Source organism: Staphylococcus arlettae (assembly GCF_002902345.1).
GTDB lineage: Bacteria > Bacillota > Bacilli > Staphylococcales > Staphylococcaceae > Staphylococcus > Staphylococcus arlettae.
Genome location: NZ_PPQB01000012.1, coordinates 119972 through 139201, shown reverse-complemented (window position 1 = coordinate 139201; position 19230 = coordinate 119972). Strand labels below are relative to the sequence as shown.

13 protein-coding genes are annotated in these 19230 nt (G+C 35.9%); 9 read left to right on the top strand and 4 right to left on the bottom strand.

From position 1 onward, the window contains the following. Positions 1–2: 2 nt before the first annotated feature. Together CD036_RS06700 and CD036_RS06695 are read right to left on the bottom strand one after the other, a co-directional pair. On the bottom strand, positions 3–929 hold the full coding sequence (locus CD036_RS06700; protein WP_021459450.1) for a VOC family protein: 927 nt from the start codon (positions 927–929) through the stop codon (positions 3–5). A 99-nt stretch (positions 930–1028) separates the two neighbouring features. Beyond that, a complete protein-coding gene (locus CD036_RS06695) occupies positions 1029–1910 on the bottom strand; it encodes a LysR family transcriptional regulator (protein ID WP_002509578.1) in 882 nt (293 codons plus the stop codon). A 112-nt stretch (positions 1911–2022) separates the two neighbouring features. Here CD036_RS06695 and CD036_RS06690 point away from each other — a divergent pair, with 112 nt between their 5' ends. From CD036_RS06690 to CD036_RS06665, 6 genes are all read left to right on the top strand, one after another. Further along, positions 2023–3036, top strand: a complete 1014-nt coding sequence (locus tag CD036_RS06690) for a YeiH family protein (RefSeq protein ID WP_002509579.1) — start codon at positions 2023–2025, stop codon at positions 3034–3036. Between the two features lie 61 nt (positions 3037–3097). Next, on the top strand, positions 3098–3595 hold the full coding sequence (locus CD036_RS06685; RefSeq protein WP_103388251.1) for a GNAT family N-acetyltransferase: 498 nt from the start codon (positions 3098–3100) through the stop codon (positions 3593–3595). A 130-nt stretch (positions 3596–3725) separates the two neighbouring features. Then, positions 3726–5246 (top strand): acetaldehyde dehydrogenase ExaC, encoded by a 1521-nt coding sequence (exaC, locus tag CD036_RS06680; protein ID WP_021459448.1) that lies wholly within the window; start codon positions 3726–3728, stop codon positions 5244–5246. 713 nt (positions 5247–5959) lie between these two features. Continuing rightward, complete coding sequence (locus tag CD036_RS06675; RefSeq protein WP_103388250.1) at positions 5960–7477, top strand: NADH dehydrogenase subunit 5; 1518 nt, start codon at positions 5960–5962, stop codon at positions 7475–7477. Between the two features lie 13 nt (positions 7478–7490). Next, positions 7491–10094, top strand: coding sequence for a DUF2309 domain-containing protein (locus CD036_RS06670; RefSeq protein WP_103388249.1), 2604 nt, complete (start codon positions 7491–7493; stop codon positions 10092–10094). 102 nt (positions 10095–10196) lie between these two features. Then, a complete protein-coding gene (locus CD036_RS06665; protein ID WP_103388248.1) occupies positions 10197–10568 on the top strand; it encodes a Na-translocating system protein MpsC family protein in 372 nt (123 codons plus the stop codon). Between the two features lie 138 nt (positions 10569–10706). Here the strand turns inward: CD036_RS06665 and CD036_RS06660 are convergent, their stop codons facing one another. Next, positions 10707–12134 carry an aldehyde dehydrogenase family protein gene (locus CD036_RS06660; RefSeq protein WP_021459444.1) on the bottom strand — a complete coding sequence of 476 codons (1428 nt, stop codon included), beginning with the start codon at positions 12132–12134 and terminating at the stop codon, positions 10707–10709. Between the two features lie 269 nt (positions 12135–12403). Here CD036_RS06660 and CD036_RS06655 point away from each other — a divergent pair, with 269 nt between their 5' ends. Both CD036_RS06655 and CD036_RS06650 read left to right on the top strand, forming a co-directional pair. Next, positions 12404–13570, top strand: coding sequence for a YbfB/YjiJ family MFS transporter (locus CD036_RS06655; RefSeq protein WP_021459443.1), 1167 nt, complete (start codon positions 12404–12406; stop codon positions 13568–13570). Between the two features lie 327 nt (positions 13571–13897). Next, complete coding sequence (locus CD036_RS06650) at positions 13898–16732, top strand: lectin-like domain-containing protein (RefSeq protein WP_103388247.1); 2835 nt, start codon at positions 13898–13900, stop codon at positions 16730–16732. A 105-nt stretch (positions 16733–16837) separates the two neighbouring features. On the opposite strand, the gene CD036_RS06645 is transcribed toward CD036_RS06650, so the two are convergent. Further along, entirely contained in the window at positions 16838–18028 is a 1191-nt protein-coding gene (locus CD036_RS06645; RefSeq protein ID WP_103388246.1) for an MFS transporter, read from the bottom strand. A 113-nt stretch (positions 18029–18141) separates the two neighbouring features. Between CD036_RS06645 and CD036_RS06640 the strand changes: the two genes are divergently transcribed. After that, positions 18142–19032 (top strand): LysR family transcriptional regulator, encoded by an 891-nt coding sequence (locus tag CD036_RS06640; RefSeq protein WP_103388245.1) that lies wholly within the window; start codon positions 18142–18144, stop codon positions 19030–19032. The last annotated feature ends 198 nt before the right edge of the window (positions 19033–19230 follow it).

Here is a 19230-nt window from a genome sequence, read left to right as displayed (position 1 = left end):
ATTTATAGTTTGTGTAATGCAGCTTCTATATCTGCACGTTGCGCTTCTAAAAAATCTGGTAAGTTAAGTTCTTTACCCAAGTTTTCAACACTAGTATCTACAGTGAAACCAGGTTCAGCAGTTGCAAATTCATATAAAATTTTATTTTGACGGTAATATAACGATTTAAAGAAATAGCGATCAACGATGCCTGAATTATTGCCAGGTAGCTGGTTGATACTATTGTGCATAGCTGTTAAATCGTCATCTGTCGGTGTGTTTAAAGCCAAGTGATGCACATATCCTTGCCCTGGTCTTGCAGAAGCACCTTGTTGTGAAACGACTACGATATCTGTATAGTAGCCCGAATCATCAAGTGTGTAGACAAGTTCTGTAGTATCATCTCGTCGATAGTATCCTAATGTTTGAGTTAAAAATTCCATAGTCGGCTGCGTTTTTTTAACGCGTAATTCTACTGGTCCCATGCCTAATATTTGATATTTTTTCGGGATATCGCTATAAGGGTTGTGACGCCAAAACGTTGGTAAGGCATGCTGGTTGTTAACCATTAAAACAAGCTCTAAGCCATCTACATCATGAAACACTAGTGCATCTTGATTCAAATAAGTAAGAGGTTGAGTAGTAACACCGCGCGCTTCCAAACGATTTTGAAAATAAGTAAGGGCTGTACTGTCTGGTACGAGTAAAGTTATGCGATGAATAGAATTAGTACCCGGACGATTTTTACCCAGATTAGGTATTTCAAAAAAACTTAATAAAGTTCCAGCTGAACCTACTTCGTCTCCGAAAAATAAATGATACATTTTAGGGTTATCTTGATTGACAGATTTTTCTACCAATCTTAAACCTAGTACGTTAGTGTAAAAGTCTTTGTTTGCTTTGGCATTTTTGGTATACATTGAAATGTGGTGATGTCCAGTAACAGTCATAAAATTCCTCCTACAGTCAATTTAGTATAAATTTTATATCAAGTATACAATTTTTACCAATAATATGTTTTATCTTAGTTAGAATGGACTTACGTACGCTTAATCTAACTGATGGTGACACAGGATATCTATAAATACCTCTAATGATTTCGTTTGAAACGGTGAATGGGTTAAGTATGCAAAGGTCCGTTTGTAAGGAAGGAAATTCATATCAACAGCAACAAGCTCCCCTCTAGCTAATTCTTTTTTGACTGCCCATTTTGATAAAAAGCTAATACCTAACCCAGATTCCACCGATGCTTTAATAGGTTGTGTACTACTGAAGTGTATGAGATTATTAGGGCTAATAGCAAGTAATTTGAAGACGTTATTCAATGCTTCTCTAGTACCAGATCCTTCCTCTCTTACAATCCAAGTTTGTGTTTCTAGTAAATGATGCGTGATGTGTGATTTTTGCAACAAAGGATGCGTTGGTGTAGCGACGATAATCATTTCATCTTCGGCAAATTTATGTGGTATTAACGTGCGATTTTTAAAATGACCTTCGACAATTCCGATATCTAATTGATGATTTTCTACTAGTGCAGCTATTTCTTCAGTGTTGCCAATTGTGACGATAGGTTGGACTTCTGGACAGTGTTCTTTAGTTTTGGCAATGATATGGGGCAATATATATTCCCCGAAAGTATAACTTGCTCCAATTTTTAATGGTCCATTAGCAGTGTGATTTAAATCATCAACTAAATAATGCATGCGTTCATACATACCCATAATTTCCTTACTGTAATGATAAACAATTTCGCCAGCTTTATTGAGATGGACACGTTTATTATTTCGATCTAATAATTTGGTGTTCATGCGCTCTTCTAATGTACGTATGTATTGGCTGACTGCAGGCTGTGTCATGTGATGTAATTTTGCTGCCTTTGAGAAACTTTGTTGCTCTGCAACACTGATAAAGACATTTAAATAGCGATCCATATTGTATACCTCCAATTATTCATATCAAATTACTTATAGTAATTATTATAATAATTAATTTTACTTATAAAAGCGAGCGCTATATGCTAAACGAAAAGGAGATGGAATACTTATGTTTGGACTTCAACTTAAACAATACAAAGTGCTGAGTTGGTTGTTAGGTGTAGTGTTTACGTTCGCTATTGCAGGTATAGGCTACGTATTAGCTTTACTGCCGGGGTTTGATCGTGTTGGTCAAATGGCTTGTGCCATTATTATAGCAGTGGTATTTCGACAATTATTTGGCTATCCTCGAGCGATTCAACGAGGCATTAAGTTTTCGTCATTTGTATTATTACGTGTGGCAATTGTATTGTACGGACTAAAATTAAATATTACGATTATTTTTAATGAAGGACTAGGTTTATTATTACGAGATGCTTGTATTGTGGCACTAGCAATAATAGTTATGCTTAGCTTAGCTAAATTGTTCAAAGCAGATAAAATGATTTCGTTGTTAGTTGGTGTGGGTACTGGTATTTGTGGTGCAGCGGCGATTGCAGCGATTGCACCTATTGTGAAAGCGAAAGAAGAGGATACAGCGATTGGTGTAGGTATGATCGCACTAGTCGGTACTGTGTTTGCAATCGGTTATACGATGTTAGCGCCGGTATTATCATTAACACCTGTACAATATGGTACGTGGAGTGGGATGAGTTTACATGAATTAGCACATGTAGCTGTAGCTGCTGCACCGGCAGGTAATGAAGCGATGGCCTTAGGATTACTTACTAAATTGGGACGAGTGTTTCTATTAGTACCCGTAGCATTTATTTTTATGTATTTAATGAAACGCAAACAGAGTTCAACTGAAAATGATACTACTAAAATACCATTCCCTTGGTTTTTAATAGGTTTTATTATTATGAGTATTATAGGTAGTTATGTACTAGGTCCGATGATTCCAGTAGCATCAAATGTAATGAACAGTGTGTCTACACTGACAACATGGTTATTAACGGCAGCGATGGTAGGATTAGGATTGAATGTTAATTTGGCAGATTTAAGACAGCGTGCCTTTAAACCGCTAATGGCTATGCTGATTACCTCAATCATTGTTAGTGGTATAGCATATTTATTAGTTTGAATTTTGACAGCTATCTAATATTTGCCTACACTCTATTTAAATACGAGCATAATAGTGAGGGATGGCAGTGTTACAATTTAGACAAGTACAGCAAACAGATTTAGAGCAAATCATTCTATTAGAACAAGCGGGGTTTACCCCAGAAGAAGCGGCGACTGAACAGGCATTACGCGAACGTGCTTTTTTGATTACAGATAGCTTTATAGTTGCTGTGGATGATACAACGAATACTATTGCAGGTTATATAAATGGTCCCGTTATCGACCAAAAATATATAACGGATGATTTATTTGATAGTATTAAACCTAATTCAGAAACAGGTGGGTATCTCAGCATATTAGGCATAGTTGTAGCACAAGAATATCAACATCAAGGTTTAGCTGGTATGTTGTTGCAACATTTTGAGCAGTTAGCCAGGTCAACACAACGTCAAGGTGTGACCTTGACATGTAAAAAAGAGTTGGTTACCTTGTATGAACAATATGGTTATACCAATGCTGGATCTTCCGCATCAACACACGGCAATGTAGCATGGTTTAACATGATTAAACTATTTTAAAGTTTAGGTAAACTTTGTATGATGTTAGAATATAGTCTGTTTTAGCAATTCATACAGTTTTTGGGATTATAATTTAAGCGCTTACAAGTAAGTAGTTGCGGGTAAGGAACTACTAAAAGGAGGTAATTAAATGATTTATACTAATCCAACTGAACCAAATGCACAATACAAGGTAAAAACGCAATACGAAAATTTTATTAACGGCCAATGGCAAGCACCGCAACAAGGAAATTATTTTGATAATCTCTCTCCCATAACAGGTGAAGTTTATTCACAAGTACCACAATCCACTAAAGAAGATGTAGATTTAGCGGTTCAAGCTGCACAACAAGCGCAAGTTGAGTGGGGCAAAAAATCTCCCGCTGAACGCTCTCAATTGTTATTAGATATAGCTGATCGTGTCGAACAAAATTTAGAATACTTAGCAGTGATTGAAACCTTCGATAATGGAAAACCTGTACGTGAAACATTAACGGCAGATTTACCATTAGTGGTAGATCATTTTAGATATTTTGCTGGAGTGATACGTGCCGAAGAAGGTGGCATTTCACAAATTGATAATGATACAGTCGCATATCATTACAAAGAGCCACTTGGTGTTGTAGGTCAAATTATTCCATGGAACTTCCCTATACTTATGGCCACTTGGAAAATTGCGCCAGCTTTAGTTACAGGTAATGCTGTTGTATTAAAACCGGCAGAACAAACACCTGTATCTGTATTACATTTTGTTGAATTAATTGAAGATTTATTGCCTGCCGGATTATTAAATATCGTTAATGGTTTTGGTGCTGAAGCGGGTGAGGCATTAGCCACACATACAGGTATTAATAAAGTTGCCTTTACAGGTGAAACAACAACAGGAAAAATCATTATGAAAAACGCTAGTGATAATATTATTCCTGTGACTTTGGAGTTAGGTGGTAAATCACCTAACGTCTTCTTTAAAGATATTATGGATGAAGATGATGACTTTTTAGATAAAGCTGTAGAAGGGTTAGTCATGTTTGCACTTAACCAAGGTGAAGTATGTACATGTCCTTCACGTGCCTTAGTGCATGAAGATATTTACGAAGATTTTATTAAATTATGTATTGATAAAGTGAACAAAATTAAATTAGGTAATCCACTTGATGATACAACAATGGTAGGTGCACAAACTTCTAATGAACAGCAAGAAAAAATTCAAAAATATTTAGATATTGGAAAAAATGAAGGTGCAGAAGTGCTAGTCGGAGGTAACGTCCGTACGGAAGATGATAATTTAGCACATGGCTTTTATATTGAGCCTACGATCTTCAAAGGAACTCAAGACATGCGTATTTTCCAAGAAGAAATCTTTGGTCCTGTACTGTCTGTAGCAACATTTAAAGATAATGAAGAAGCCTTAGAAATGGCTAACGATACAATGTATGGTCTTGGCGCGGGTATATGGACGCGTAGTCAAAATACTGCTTATCGTATTGGTAGAGGTATACAAGCAGGACGTGTATGGGTCAATAATTACCACACATATCCAGCACACGCTGCATTTGGTGGTTACAAACAATCCGGTATTGGTAGAGAGAACCACTTAATGATGTTAGACCACTACCAACAAACTAAAAATCTTTTAGTCAGTTATGATACCAATCCAACTGGCTTGTTTTAACGGTACGTTGACTGCAATTTGATGAACTAGATTTACCTACAAAGATGATAAAGACTGCTGACAAAGGCTCCAACTTTGTTGGCAGTTTTTTTGTGCATGCTTTCCGCGGGCACTGCCGTAGCCTGTAGTCTTCGGCGAGTAGAAGTCGGCCAAAAACAATACTAATATTATATGAAAGTTTTAGCTGTACTAGCGGCAAAAGTTTGTCTCTCAATTCGAAAGCATGAAGCAAAAGAAAAGATTTATTTGAAACGTAATTTTCTTTTAGCCAGCTGCAAAAATATGAACAGATGCTGTTCTGCATCTACGATATTCCAACCTCTTTTTTGTTGAATCTTTGCGTGGTGATTCTGTTGTAATTATCTTAAAACTTGACAGATAGCTGAAAAAGTTATAAATTGTTACTATTCTGAATTAATATACCGTTACTTATTGAAAGGTGAATTCCCACTTTAGCAGACGATTAATATAATAATATTGGTTGAATGAAAAAGTATCTTAGGTGCAGTTGCTTTCTATAGTTAACGGTATAACGAAAAATTATTGATAACATAGCGACAGCAGCGCAAAATATTCCTTTACGGGAGTAGGTTGTAATGAAGTCAACAATTGTAATGCATACACAGAGTGTATCTTACAACTTGTTGGCTTTTTTGTTTTGCTAAATATAGTTGTGGAACATTTATTATTTTAAATGGAAAGGGGCCTAGTATATGGATGCTACATCAGGACTTTTAACATTCATGATTGTGTTTGTCAGCACGTTAATCATTGCTGTGATAAGTGGTGTTATTTTTATTAATAAACGTGTACCACTGTCTTATATAAAAATACATATAGGGGTAAGTGCATTACCACCTTTAATCGCATTAATTGCCTTAATTAACATAGATAATAGTGAGAAATTAGGACCTTTTTATTTTGATATTCTCGCATGGTTAATGGCGTTCTTTGTATTAGTCATTGGATTAATTATCCAACGCTTTTCGATGCAGTATTTAAAAGGCGATTTTAATTATCGTAAATATTTTGTGTTATTTCAATTAGTGACAAGTTTTGCAGCGATTGCATGGTTAAGTGATGATTTACGCTTAATGACGGCATTTTGGGGTCTGACTTTAATTTGTTTATCATTGCTGATGCGCCTGAATCGAAAATGGAAAGTAACTAAAGCGGCAGCAAAAGTTACAAGTCGCTATTTTTTACTAAGTTGGATAGCTTTAGCATGTTCGGTATTGTGGTTATTTGTTATTACAGGAGAATGGACGTTTTCGGCAGCTTTAACAGAAGCGCATCTTAGTATGGTTACTGGATGGCAATACTTTGGTTTATCATTGCTGCTTATTATTGCTGTGATTGTTCCGGCAGCTCAATGGCCATTCCAACGATGGTTGATAGAATCTGTTGCTGCACCTACGCCAGTATCTGCAATTATGCATGCCGGTATTGTGAATGCAGGTGGTATTATGTTGACACGTTTTTCACCGTTGTTTCATAGTGATTTTGCTGCATTTATTTTAATCATTATTGCCTGTATTTCCGTATTAATAGGCTCGGGCATTAGCTTAGTGCATGTAGATTATAAACGACAGCTCGTTGGCTCTACTATGGGACAAATGGGTTTTATGTTAATACAATGTGCATTAGGGGCGTATGTTGCTGCAATCATTCATCTTATTTTACATGGTTTATTCAAAGCAACGTTGTTTTTAAGATCGGGCTCTGCACTCCAACACTTTGAAGTCCCAGTTAGAGCTAATGAAAGAATGTCGTACTTTTGGATTATTAGTGGGCGTATTTTAGCAGGAGTGTTAGCGATTGTTTTCTGGTTAGCAGAACCAGGTGAAGGTTATCGAATCATTAGTGCGCTTATTCTAGCATGGTCGTTATCGATGGCATGGACTCAATTAGTAGCATTTGGTGAAGGCAAAATGGGGCGGATTATTGGTCTCATCGCACTCGTTATAGTGGGCGTGGTTTATTTCGTCATCCATCATTATTTCAATGCGTGGTTACAAAATATTGCTATTAGCAATAGTCACCCATCACTATTTATTATAATATTGGTAGCTGTTATTTTAGTGCTCGGTAGCATTATAAGTACGTGGGTTGCGAAACATCAATCATCAAAAGTTTTCGCTATTATATATTTATGGTTAGTGCGTTTAGGCGATGCGAAAACAAAAGCAATAGAACGGCACCCTAACTATCTCAAGAAATTTTTATCTTAAAGGAGGAATGACCATGGTTACAGCGCAGTCTACAGCACACAAACAATTGCACAATGATAGTATAGAAGCGGTTATTACACGTGCGACAAAAGTAATTGTTCCATTATCACCAATTTCTATATTTGCAGCACGACATCCTTGGGTCAACCTTGAAGATAAACAATTCGAAACTATCGGCAGATGGTTAGATAATTCAAGAGATGTAGATATATTTCCAGGCAAAAAAATTATTAAAGATGCTTATCAAAAAGGTGAAATTGAGGATAGCTATTTAGTTGAGCGTTTGGAACAATGGATAGAACAACAACAGTTAAATGTACCTTTTGAAGTTGCAAAACAATATGGGAGCAATGCCCTGAAATTAGATGATCAACCGTTAACAATAGAATCTGAAAGTTATGACTTAGCGGCGACAACTGAACTACCTGATGATGATGTCTTTCAACGCTGGTTACAACGCTCTATGCCACCCAGAAGTAAGTTTATTAAACATAAGCCGAAAGAATCATATTTACAGTTGCTTGATTACCATGTCATTAAATGGTGTAAGTTGTACTTGGATGAAAACCAAGCAAGTTGGACAATGCCAGGACGTGAAGAAGGATTCTTTTATGCTTGGCAACGATTAGTAACACATGATCCAGCATTATCAAAAGTACAACGACAAGCATTAAAACAAGTACCTTCTGAACCACTGGAAGTTATAGCACAAATGTTAGAACATTTAGCAATTCCACATGATGAAATTCAAGGTTACTTAGAAAATCATTTATTAGCACTACCGGGTTGGGCAGGTATGTTATTATGGCAAACTGATAAGGTGGGTCATAAAGCGCCGTTGATAACTGAATACTTAGCGATTCGTCTAGCATTAGAGTGGGTATTTATTCAACCATTTGCCCCTTTTAATGCATCAAACCCTGTGGCACGCCCATCTGTAGTGACGTTGATAAATAATTGGATACATTGGGGAGGGTTAACAACAAGCCATTGGAACCAATTGTCGATGCCTAAACAGCATGACTACTTGAAATTAGCGCAACGATTGGATGACAAAACGTGTAGAACATTGTGGTTAGAAGCGTGGGAAGATAGTTATGCCCAGCAATTGCGCCATCAACTCACGAACGTTTCAAAAGCAGAAAAAAAGAATGACAGTACGCAAGCACAACTAGCCTTTTGTATAGATGTACGATCAGAACAATTTAGACGCCAGCTAGAAGCAGCAGGACCTTTTGAGACAATTGGTATAGCAGGGTTTTTCGGCATACCTATAGAAAGTTGTCAATTGGGTAGTCATCACAGTCATGCATCTTTACCAGTTATGAATGAGCCACTACATAAAGTAAAAGAAGTGGCGCGTCCGCAAGATTTACAGATGCATTTACAACGCAAATATTCAGTGAGTTCATTAATTTATACGTTTAAGAAAATGAAACAAAATGTGCTGCCAAGTTTATTATTACCTGAATTAAGTGGCTCATGGCTCAGTGTCCAAATGTTTTCGCGTAGTTTTGTACCTAGACCTGTTGGAAACTTAATCCAAAAATTTTATAAAAACTGGTTCAATAAACCAAAGAGCTCGCTGACTTTAACGCATGAAATGTATGGAGAAGAAGACGGTTTACCAGTAGGCTTCACAAAAGAAGAAAAAGTGACATATGTAAAACAAGGATTGGAGTTAATGGGATTAACACATGATTTTTCACCATTAGTTGTTTTATGTGGTCACGGTAGTCAAAGTGCGAATAATCCATATGCTTCTTCTTTAGATTGTGGGGCATGTGGTGGTGCTGCCAGTGGATTTAATGCAAAGGTATTAGCGATGTTGTGTAATTTAGAAGAAGTTCGTGAAGCATTGATAAATCTAGGCATCACAATTCCACATGAAACTGTATTTGTAGCTGCACAACATAATACTACTATCGATGAGTTGGATTGGATCTATGTACCTGAGCTATCTACAGAGGCACAAGCTGCATTAACGCAAATTAAAGCGGTCATGCCACAAGTAAGCCTTAATGCCAATACAGAACGTATGCTGACTTTACCACGATTGTCGCAATCAGTAAAAAATGCAAAACATGAAGCACAACGTTTAGCGCATGACTGGAGCGAAATTAGACCAGAATGGGGATTAGCAAGAAACGCGTCATTTATTATTGGTCAAAGGACATTAACACAACAGACAAATTTAGAAGGTAGATCTTTCTTGCAAAATTATGATTGGCGTGAGGATGCAACAGGGTCTATACTAGCAAATATTATTGCAGGGCCTGCAACTGTGGCGCATTGGATTAACTTACAATATTATGCTTCGACAGTAGCACCTCATTATTATGGTAGTGGCAGTAAGACTACCCATACAGTGACTGGTGGGTTGGGCGTTATGCAAGGAAACGCGAGTGATTTATTGACGGGTTTACCGTGGCAATCAGTCATGAGGTCTGATTACGAAGCGTATCATGCGCCTCTAAGATTACTCATTGTGATTCAAGCACCTGATGATCATATAGACCGATTACTACAAGAAAATCAAAACTTTAAACAAAAAGTAGACAATCATTGGTTACATTTAGCGAATATTACTCCGGATGGACAGTGGCATATCTGGTAATGAAAAGTGACAGTGTTATTATTTTTGATATAATATAGCAAGATACTATTATCATAGGAATGAACAAATGCTAGCTAGAAGTAATAGGAGGTATATCGTTTAATGACTGTAACGAAAGGCTCTTGTGAATCTGAAATTAGTAAAGCAGTGACACAATGGGAAAAAGAATATCTCGGTAGAGGCTCATTATCTGTAAAAACAGATATTTTAAGAAATATGATTATTATTGATTTGCAAGGTATTTTGACGCCAGCAGAATATACTGTGTGTGAAACACAAGAAGGCTTGCTATCAATTAAACGAACGCGATCTAAATTGCTTGAATCTGGTGCAGAACACTTAAAAGAAATAATATTAAATATTACTGGAGCACATGTCGTAAGTTTACATACAGACTTGAGCTCTCGCACAGGAGAAAGAATCATAGTATTTAAATTAGAAACTGATTTAGAAGCACAATTTGATCCAAGTTAATTATAAAAATAAAAGCACATTACAAGCTACTACCTTAAATAGGTGATGACTTGTAATGTGCTTTTTAATATTCAGTGCAGTCAGATTGGACGACTAAATCTTGTTGATAACATTAAATTGCTGTCCTACAACCAGTTGTTAGTTGAAGAATCCTGAAATGGATTTGACTTCTAAAAACTCTTCGATACCGAAGTCTCCCCATTCACGACCAATTCCAGATTGTTTGTAACCACCAAATGGAAGATCCCAACTTCTTGGTGCTTCATTGATTTCAATAACACCAGCTTCTAATGATGTTGCAACATATTGTAATGTTTCCATATCTTTACCGTATACATAACCAGCTAAGCCATATTTTGTATCATTGGCAATTTTAATGGCTTCATCTAAATCAGAATAAGTCAAAATTGACATAACAGGTCCAAAAATTTCTTCTTGTGCAATTGTCATAGTGTTGTCTACATTAGAAAATACAGTAGGTTTGATATAGTATCCTGTTTCTAAGCCTTCTGGTTTACCTTCGCCACCAAATTCAAGCGTTGCACCTTCTGCTTGACCAATTTTTATAAATTCTTGTACTTGGTTGAATTGTTTTTCATTAATCACAGGACCCATATTTACTGAACTATCTTGTGGATCACCAACATTAATTGTTTGAATTTTAGCTTTTACTTGTTCAATAAATGCCTCTTTTTGAGATTCAGGTACTAATGTACGTGAACCAGCGATACATACTTGTCCAGAATTATCGACTACTTTATGAACTGCTGCGTCTGCTGCAGCTTCTAAATCAGCATCATCAAGGATAATGAAAGGTGATTTACCACCTAATTCAAGTGAAACTTTTTTGAAATCTGCACTCGCTTTTTCCATAATTTTACTACCAGTATTACCTGAACCAGTGAATGAAACCATTCGAACCAATGGATGTTCAGATAATGGATTACCAACACCCATGCCATCGCCATTGACTAAGTTGAAAACGCCTTGTGGAACGCCAACTTTATCAAAGATTTCAGCTAAAATGATTGCTGCGAATGGCGTTTCTTCAGAAGGTTTGAGTACGACTGTACTACCAGCAGCTAACGCACCTGCTAATTTAATAGCAGTTTGGTTTGTTGGGAAATTCCATGGTGTGATTAAACCAGCGACACCAATCGCTTCTTTCATTACGACATTATTGCCACGACGCTCTTGGAATTGGAAATCATCTAACGCATCACGAGCAGCTTTAAAATGAGCTAAGCCCATTTCATAATGTACATTTTCGGCAGCAGTGACTGGCGTACCTAACTCTAATGTCATTGCTTCAATTAAATCAGCTTTACGATTTTCGTATTCACTCACAATTCCATCTAATAACTGTTTACGATAGTCGATAGAAGAATGACGAAATTCTAAATAAACATTATTAGCAGCTTGCACAGCGTCTTCGACATCTTGTGCATTACCTTTAGCAATTGTGCCAAAAGCAGCTTCAGTTGCTGGATTAATAACAGCAATTGTTTCTTGGCTATGGCTATCTACCCATGCACCATTAATATATTGTTTTGGTTGATTGAACATATAAACACTCCTTAAGTAATCTTTTATATTCATATTTAGTAAATACTAATATAAATTAAGACCAATCGAATATTACACTCATATTAATTTAAATTCAACTGATTGAATTTAAAAAATAAATCAATTTACATATGATTTTTGTGCAAAGGTTTTCAGTGAGTCCTGGAGCAATAATCAACAGCAAGGATAATTTGAAGAAAAATCTTTATTTCTATTACGCATTTTAGTTAAGTATAATGAAAGATAAATATAGAAAGAGGTGCAACTTGATGATGCGACATGCAATACGACAATTATGGCTAGGTATGCTAGCTTTATTTATAGTAATGGCAATAGGTCGTTTTGCTTATACACCTATTTTGCCCTTTATGCAAGTATCTGAACATATGGATAGTGCTCAAGCAGGTTTTTTAGCCACAATTAATTATCTGGGTTACTTAATTGGTGCAATTATTCCGATGTACTTTATTTTTAAAAGCAAAGCTATAGATTTGAAAATATATTTGATTATCAATATTATGGCAACCATTTTGATGGGAGTGACAGAGTCATACGGTTTATGGTCCATGCTGCGTTTAGTATCTGGAATAACGAGTGGTACAGTATTTGTGTTAGCATCTAATATTGTGTTAGAAGCATTACGACAAGCACAAAAATCGAATATTTCTGGTTTGTTATATAGTGGCGTAGGACTAGGTATTTTTACTAGCAGTATTTATATATTTTTTGAAACTCATAATGATAGTTGGCAATTGACATGGATTGTGTTGGGGGTTGTTTCATTATTAGGTGGGATGTTCGTCATCTTTGGTATGCGTGATAATCCAACTATAAAGATAGACCAAACACAACACGCTAAGATAGAGGATAGGCAACCATTAAATGCTAAATTTATACGCTATTTTTCAATTGCTTATTTTTGTGAAGGTGCAGGTTATATTATTACGGGTACATTTTTAGTAGCTATAGTTAAATCTATTCCTGAATTGGCAGATTATGCGGCATTAAGTTGGATGTTTGTAGGTTTAGGAGCTATACCTTCAACTGTAATGTGGTCAGTCATTGCAGAGAAAATCGGTTATGATAAAGCGACTTATTGTGCGTTTGTGCTTCAAATCATCGGTGTGAGTTTACCAATATTATCTAATCACACATTGATTTTGATGATAAGTTCTATTTTGTTTGGTAGTACATTTTTAGGTTTAACGACACTTTTTATGTCTACAGGCCAAAAGTTAATGTATCAATCGGGAGGAAAGTCAAATTTAGTTGCCTCCTTAACGGTGATCTACAGTGTTGGACAGATGGTTGCCCCTGCGATTTCTGGTGTATTAATTGGAGCTTCGAATAATTATAATATTGCATTAGCTTTTGCGACATTAGTACTTATTATTGGTTTGTTCAGCACTATGAAAAGCTATAAAGTACTAAATTAAGAAGGGATAAATAATGTACAATCTAATGTGACAGCCAAAGTTCAACGAATAGAAAAATATTATAAGAATAAAAAACAAGCATTTCCGTCCCTTCAAGGTTTAATGTTTTAACATATATTGAAAAATAGTAACAAGACGTTTATTTGGTTTGATAGCGCAATTGAGAATAAAGTATAAGAAACACATGATAACTAGACTTTTACTAATTATCATGTATTTTTTACAAAGTTTAGAATCAATACAAAGAAGCCATTAAACTTATTTATAATATCCTTAGATAAAATATTTTTACAAAGTAATTTACTATTTAAGGAGCAAAGAACATCTATGAACAACATAACTTATCATAATGAACATCGTAGTAATTATTACGCCATTCGCAAATATTCTGTCGGGACTGCATCGATATTGCTTGGTACATTTTTAATATTTGGACAGCACCAACAAGCGCAAGCAGCTGAACATAACAAACAAGCGCAAACATTAGAACAGTATGTAGATCAATCCCAAGTTTCGCTACACAAATGGGATACTGATGTACAACGAGATGCACAGTCTATAGACAAAAAAATAATGAATAATGACGTTGTAAACACAGATAAACATTTATCAGTAGCGCATGAGCACCATAACACCCCAACGTATAACGATAATAAACCTGAAGTGTCTCGACCAGATAATACTTTAGATAACCCTGCTAACAATGTAATATCAACACCTTCAAACACTACACAAACAACATTTCCAAAACAGCCAGTAAAATCTGTTGAACAATCTCAAGCATCAGCAGATAAGTGGTTAGCCCCTAAAAAAATGTATCGTGAGTCACCACAACAAGAAAACTACACAACAGCTCAAATGGCTTCGACTGCTAGAGATGTAGTGCATTCTCCTGCAACAACTATAAATGAAAACATAGATACAGCTGTCAAGGGTCAAGAGCAGGTGACGAAAGCAAACTTTGCTGATCATTTTAGAGTGATTGGTAATACTAGTTGGTATAATCCAAATACAGGAATTATTAGTTTAACTGATGATACAAATAACTTAGTTAGTGCTGCATATTTAACTTCGAAATTAGATATTTCACAAGGTTTTCATTTGACTGGCAAGGTGAATTTAGGTCACAGAAGTATGGCTCAAAATAGCGGTAATGGTGTGAGTTTTATCTTGTCACCGAACAGTCCGGGTGAAATAGGTAAAGCAGGACCAGCAGTCGGTATAGGGGGCTTGAAAAACGCCTTTGGTTTTAAATTGGATACCAAATTTGATGGACAAGAGAGTACTTTTGCTAAAGCAGATCCTAGTTATTTGAATCAGTTAGGTGCCTTTGGTGCTTTTATTCATACGACACAGGATTATCAGCACAAAGCGATAACGTATAATTCTAAGAATGGTATAGAAGGACCTAAATTACTTAGAGGAAAGCCTGATAATAATCTTTTTTATCCGTTTTCGTTCGAATTTAATCCTAAGACTGAAATGTTAAAAGTACTGTATGAGGGGCAAACTTGGGAACGTAATATTGCTGATTGGCTACGGTTAAGTAAGACAACTAAGTTTAATTTAACTATATTTGCATCTACAGGTCCCAATGGATCAAATAAACAACAATTTAAATTTGGCTCATTCACATACGTACCAACATCGACTGTTTATGTGCAGTATAAAGATGTGGACACTGGAGAAAACATAGCAAGACCTAATTATCTAGCCGGTAAAGCTGGTGATATCATTTCGATCAATCATTTGCAAAAAGACGTGTCAGACGATAATTATGAATTTGTAATGGCTGAGGGACCGGTAAAAAATAATATAATCACTTATACGAGAGAGAACCAAAATGTTATTTTAAAATATAAAATGAAAAAAGCCGTTCAACCTATCGATATGAATGTTAACATTGAGCCGCAGCAACCAAAAGTCGATACGATTACGACTAAATCGAGAGAAATTACAGGGACAACAGATAAAAATACAGAAGTTAAGGTAGTTTTCTCAGATGGCTATACTGTACATGTTCAAGAGGATGGGACTGGACGCTTTACTGTCATTGTACCTTTCGGCAAACGATTAACGGCAGGAGACACCATACAATTTTTAGCTAAAAATAAAACTGGCAAAATCTCCAATACAGCGCAAGTAAGAGTTATTGACCCAACTGTAGCAAAACCACAAGTAAAACCATCAACACAAGCGCCACCTCAACAATCACCTGAGATGAAGCCAAATTCACTGACATCGCAACAAATGGATACAAAGGTTATGCCGAAGCCAAGTCAGCCGATGCCGCAAATGATGGATGGAGGCAATCAACAGTCCAATCAAAGTAATATGAAAGATGACCCAGTACCAATGAAACCAATGAAACCAATGAAACCAATGAATCCAGGGGATATGATGGAACCAAGTCAACCGATGCCCCAAGTAATGGATGAAGGAAATAAGCAGTCCAATGTAAAAGAAAAGCAAACTGCCCCAGTACCAATGAAGCCAATGAGTCCAGGGGATATGATGGAACCAAGTCAACCGATGCCCCAAGCAATGGATGAAGGAAATGAACAGTCCAATGTAAAAGAAAAGCAAACTGACCCAGTACCAATGAAGCCAATGAACCCAGGGGATATGATGGAACCAAGTCAACCGATGCCCCAAGTAATGGATGAAGGAAATAAGCAGTCCAATGTAAAAGAAAAGCAAACTGCCCCAGTACCAATGAAGCCAATGAGTCCAGATAATATGATGAAGCCAAGTCAACCGATGCCGCAAGCAATGGGTGGAGGAAATAAACAATCTAAACAAAGTAATATGAAAGCTGGACAACAATCAATGTCACCCCAATATAAAGAAGTCATGGCAAAGCAGAGTCAGTCAACAACACAATCCAACAGTGCAACAACAACAAAATGGATGGCAGATATGCCTGAAAAGGATACAGTAATGTGGAAGATGGACAAACCTTCTTCTACAACGAGTGAACCAGCACAGCATAAGCCTACAATGAAAAAGAAAATGTGGAATGAGAACAGCGTGCAACACACTTTGCCCAAAACTGGAATTAATGAAGGAACAACAGTAACAATTTTTGCGTCATTCCTTGCGATACTAGGAAGCGTATTATTATTAGTTGGGCGTAAAGGCCTAGTACAACGGGAAAAGTAATATTTTAAGTATTCATACTACAATTAATAGCTAACTTTAAACGGAATAATAGCGCAAAACGGAAAGTGAAATCATATCAAATGACAGATTTTACTTTCCGTTTCTTTATTTCGTTTTAATTGTTAACGTAATGAACAAGGCGACAACCATAAAGCAGACAATCATTAATACTACTCCTGACCATTGCATAACACTGTAAAAATAACCAGCAAGTGTGCCTGCAATAGAAGACCCCATATAATAGAAAAGTAAATATAAGCTAGAAGCTTGTGCTTGATGGTGTTGCGCTCTGCTTGCTACGACAGCACTGGCAATGGCATGCCCACTAAAAAATGCGACTACACTTAACGCTAAGCCAATAATTTTAAAAGCTAATGCAGGGAGTAGGGTAATCGTTATCCCAAGTGCTAAGGTTAAAAGACTCAGTTTTAATGCAGGAAGTGTCCCTAATTTGGCACGTAATTTCGCATTTAACATTGAGGACACCATTCCGAGTAAGAAAAGTACATAAATAAAACTAATAAAGCTATGAGGCAAATGATATTTAGGATCACTTAATTCAAAGCTAATATAATTAAAGGCAGCAATGTTACTACCAAGCAATAAAAATCCTAATATAAAGGGTTTGAGCAATCGAATATTTTTTAAATGTTGAATATAGCTCTTGAGTAAGGATTTAATAGAGAAAGTTTGCTGCGTGAAATGTTTAGATGGCGGTAATAACCAAATAAATAATATCGCTGCAACGACACCTAATAAGGCAATAGCAAGTAACCCCGTTTGATAACCATATAGACTAGTAATATACCCCGTGAATATACGACCAAATGCGCCACCGAAAGCATTACCGCTAATATAAATCCCCATAGCTTCAGGGAGACTTTTGGCAGAGATTTCTTCCCCTATATATGCCATAGCAATAGAAGGTAAGCCTGCTAAACAGATACCTTGTATTAATCGTATAATTAAAAACATATTAAAATCAGTAATGAAGGGCTGTACTAAAGCTAATAGTGTTACTGAAATGACGGAAAAGTACATAACAGAACGACGACCAATCACTTCGGAAATCGCGCCGAAAAATAGCATTGCAAGTGCTAAAGTCAACGTAGTTGTAGATAAAGGCAGACTGGCAGCAGTCTTGTTTACATGAAAGATGTTTGTAAAATGTGGGATGAGTGGCTGCACGCTATATAAAATAGAAAATATCGTAAAACCTGCAATGAATAAGGCTATTATAATTTTTGTATATGCTTTTGATCCTTTTCCCACGTAGTTATTCGTTACTGGCTGCATGTGTAAACACCTCTTCTTATTAATAATTTTATGGTAGCATGAATTATATAATTTAAATATTGCATTATTTTCATGTAAACTATGCGTTATTTACATAAGAGAGGATGTTACTAATGGAATGGCATCATTTAGAATATTTTAAACACTTAGCAAAGTCGGAAAATATTACAGCAACGGCTAAAGCGATGAATATTAGCCAATCAGCATTGAGTAGAGCAATCCAACAATTAGAAAAGCATTTGACCGTACCATTATTTAATCGAATTGGTCGTAGCATCAAATTGAATAAATACGGCGTAGCATTTTTAGAAACGACGCAAAATATTACGCAGGAAATGGAATTATTTCAGAGTAAAGTGAAGCGGGCGACTGACGCCTTGTCAGGAGAAATTATAATTGGATTTTTACATTCAGTTGGACCGACGTATTTGTCTGAGTTCTTAAAGCAATTTAGACAGCAATATCCAGAAATTCAAGTGAAACTCGTACAAAATCATGCATATAATTTATTTAAGATGTTAGATAACGGTGATATTGATATTGCTATTACGACGATTTCCAATAAAACGACAAGTACCAACTTTGTACCATTATTAGAAGAGGAATTATATTTAACAGTTAATAGTAATCATGCCCTTGCACAACAGTCGACTGTTGATATTACTAATGTAAGTAATGAAAAATTTATTTTATTAAAACAAGGATTTGTATTACGAGAACAAGTGGACGAGATTTTAAACTATTTTAATTTGGATGTAGAAATTAACTTTGAAGGTGAAGAGACATTAACTGTAGCTAGTTTTGTTAGCTCAGGTTTAGGGGTCTCTATTTTACCGCATATGAAAAATATTCAGTTACCTAATTTAACACAATTACCAATAAGGAATTATCATGCTCGTAGAACGATAGGTGTTAGTTATAAAGGGAAAAATGATATCTTACCTATAATCAAGACTACAAAAAATAGTTTAGTTAAGTATTTTCAGTCATATAATGATGACTAAGAAAAACAATTAGTAATTTGGGTTATTAATTTCTTAATATAATTGACAAAGGTAAGATTTTTCTGCATTACGGAGGGTGTGACATCATTGATGTGTTCTTGTTTTGTTTAAAATTGACAATAACTGACTGAATTGAAAATGCGCTTCAAAACTTTCTTTTTTTAACTCTAGTCATCCTTGCCAAAGTGTGAAAAAAAT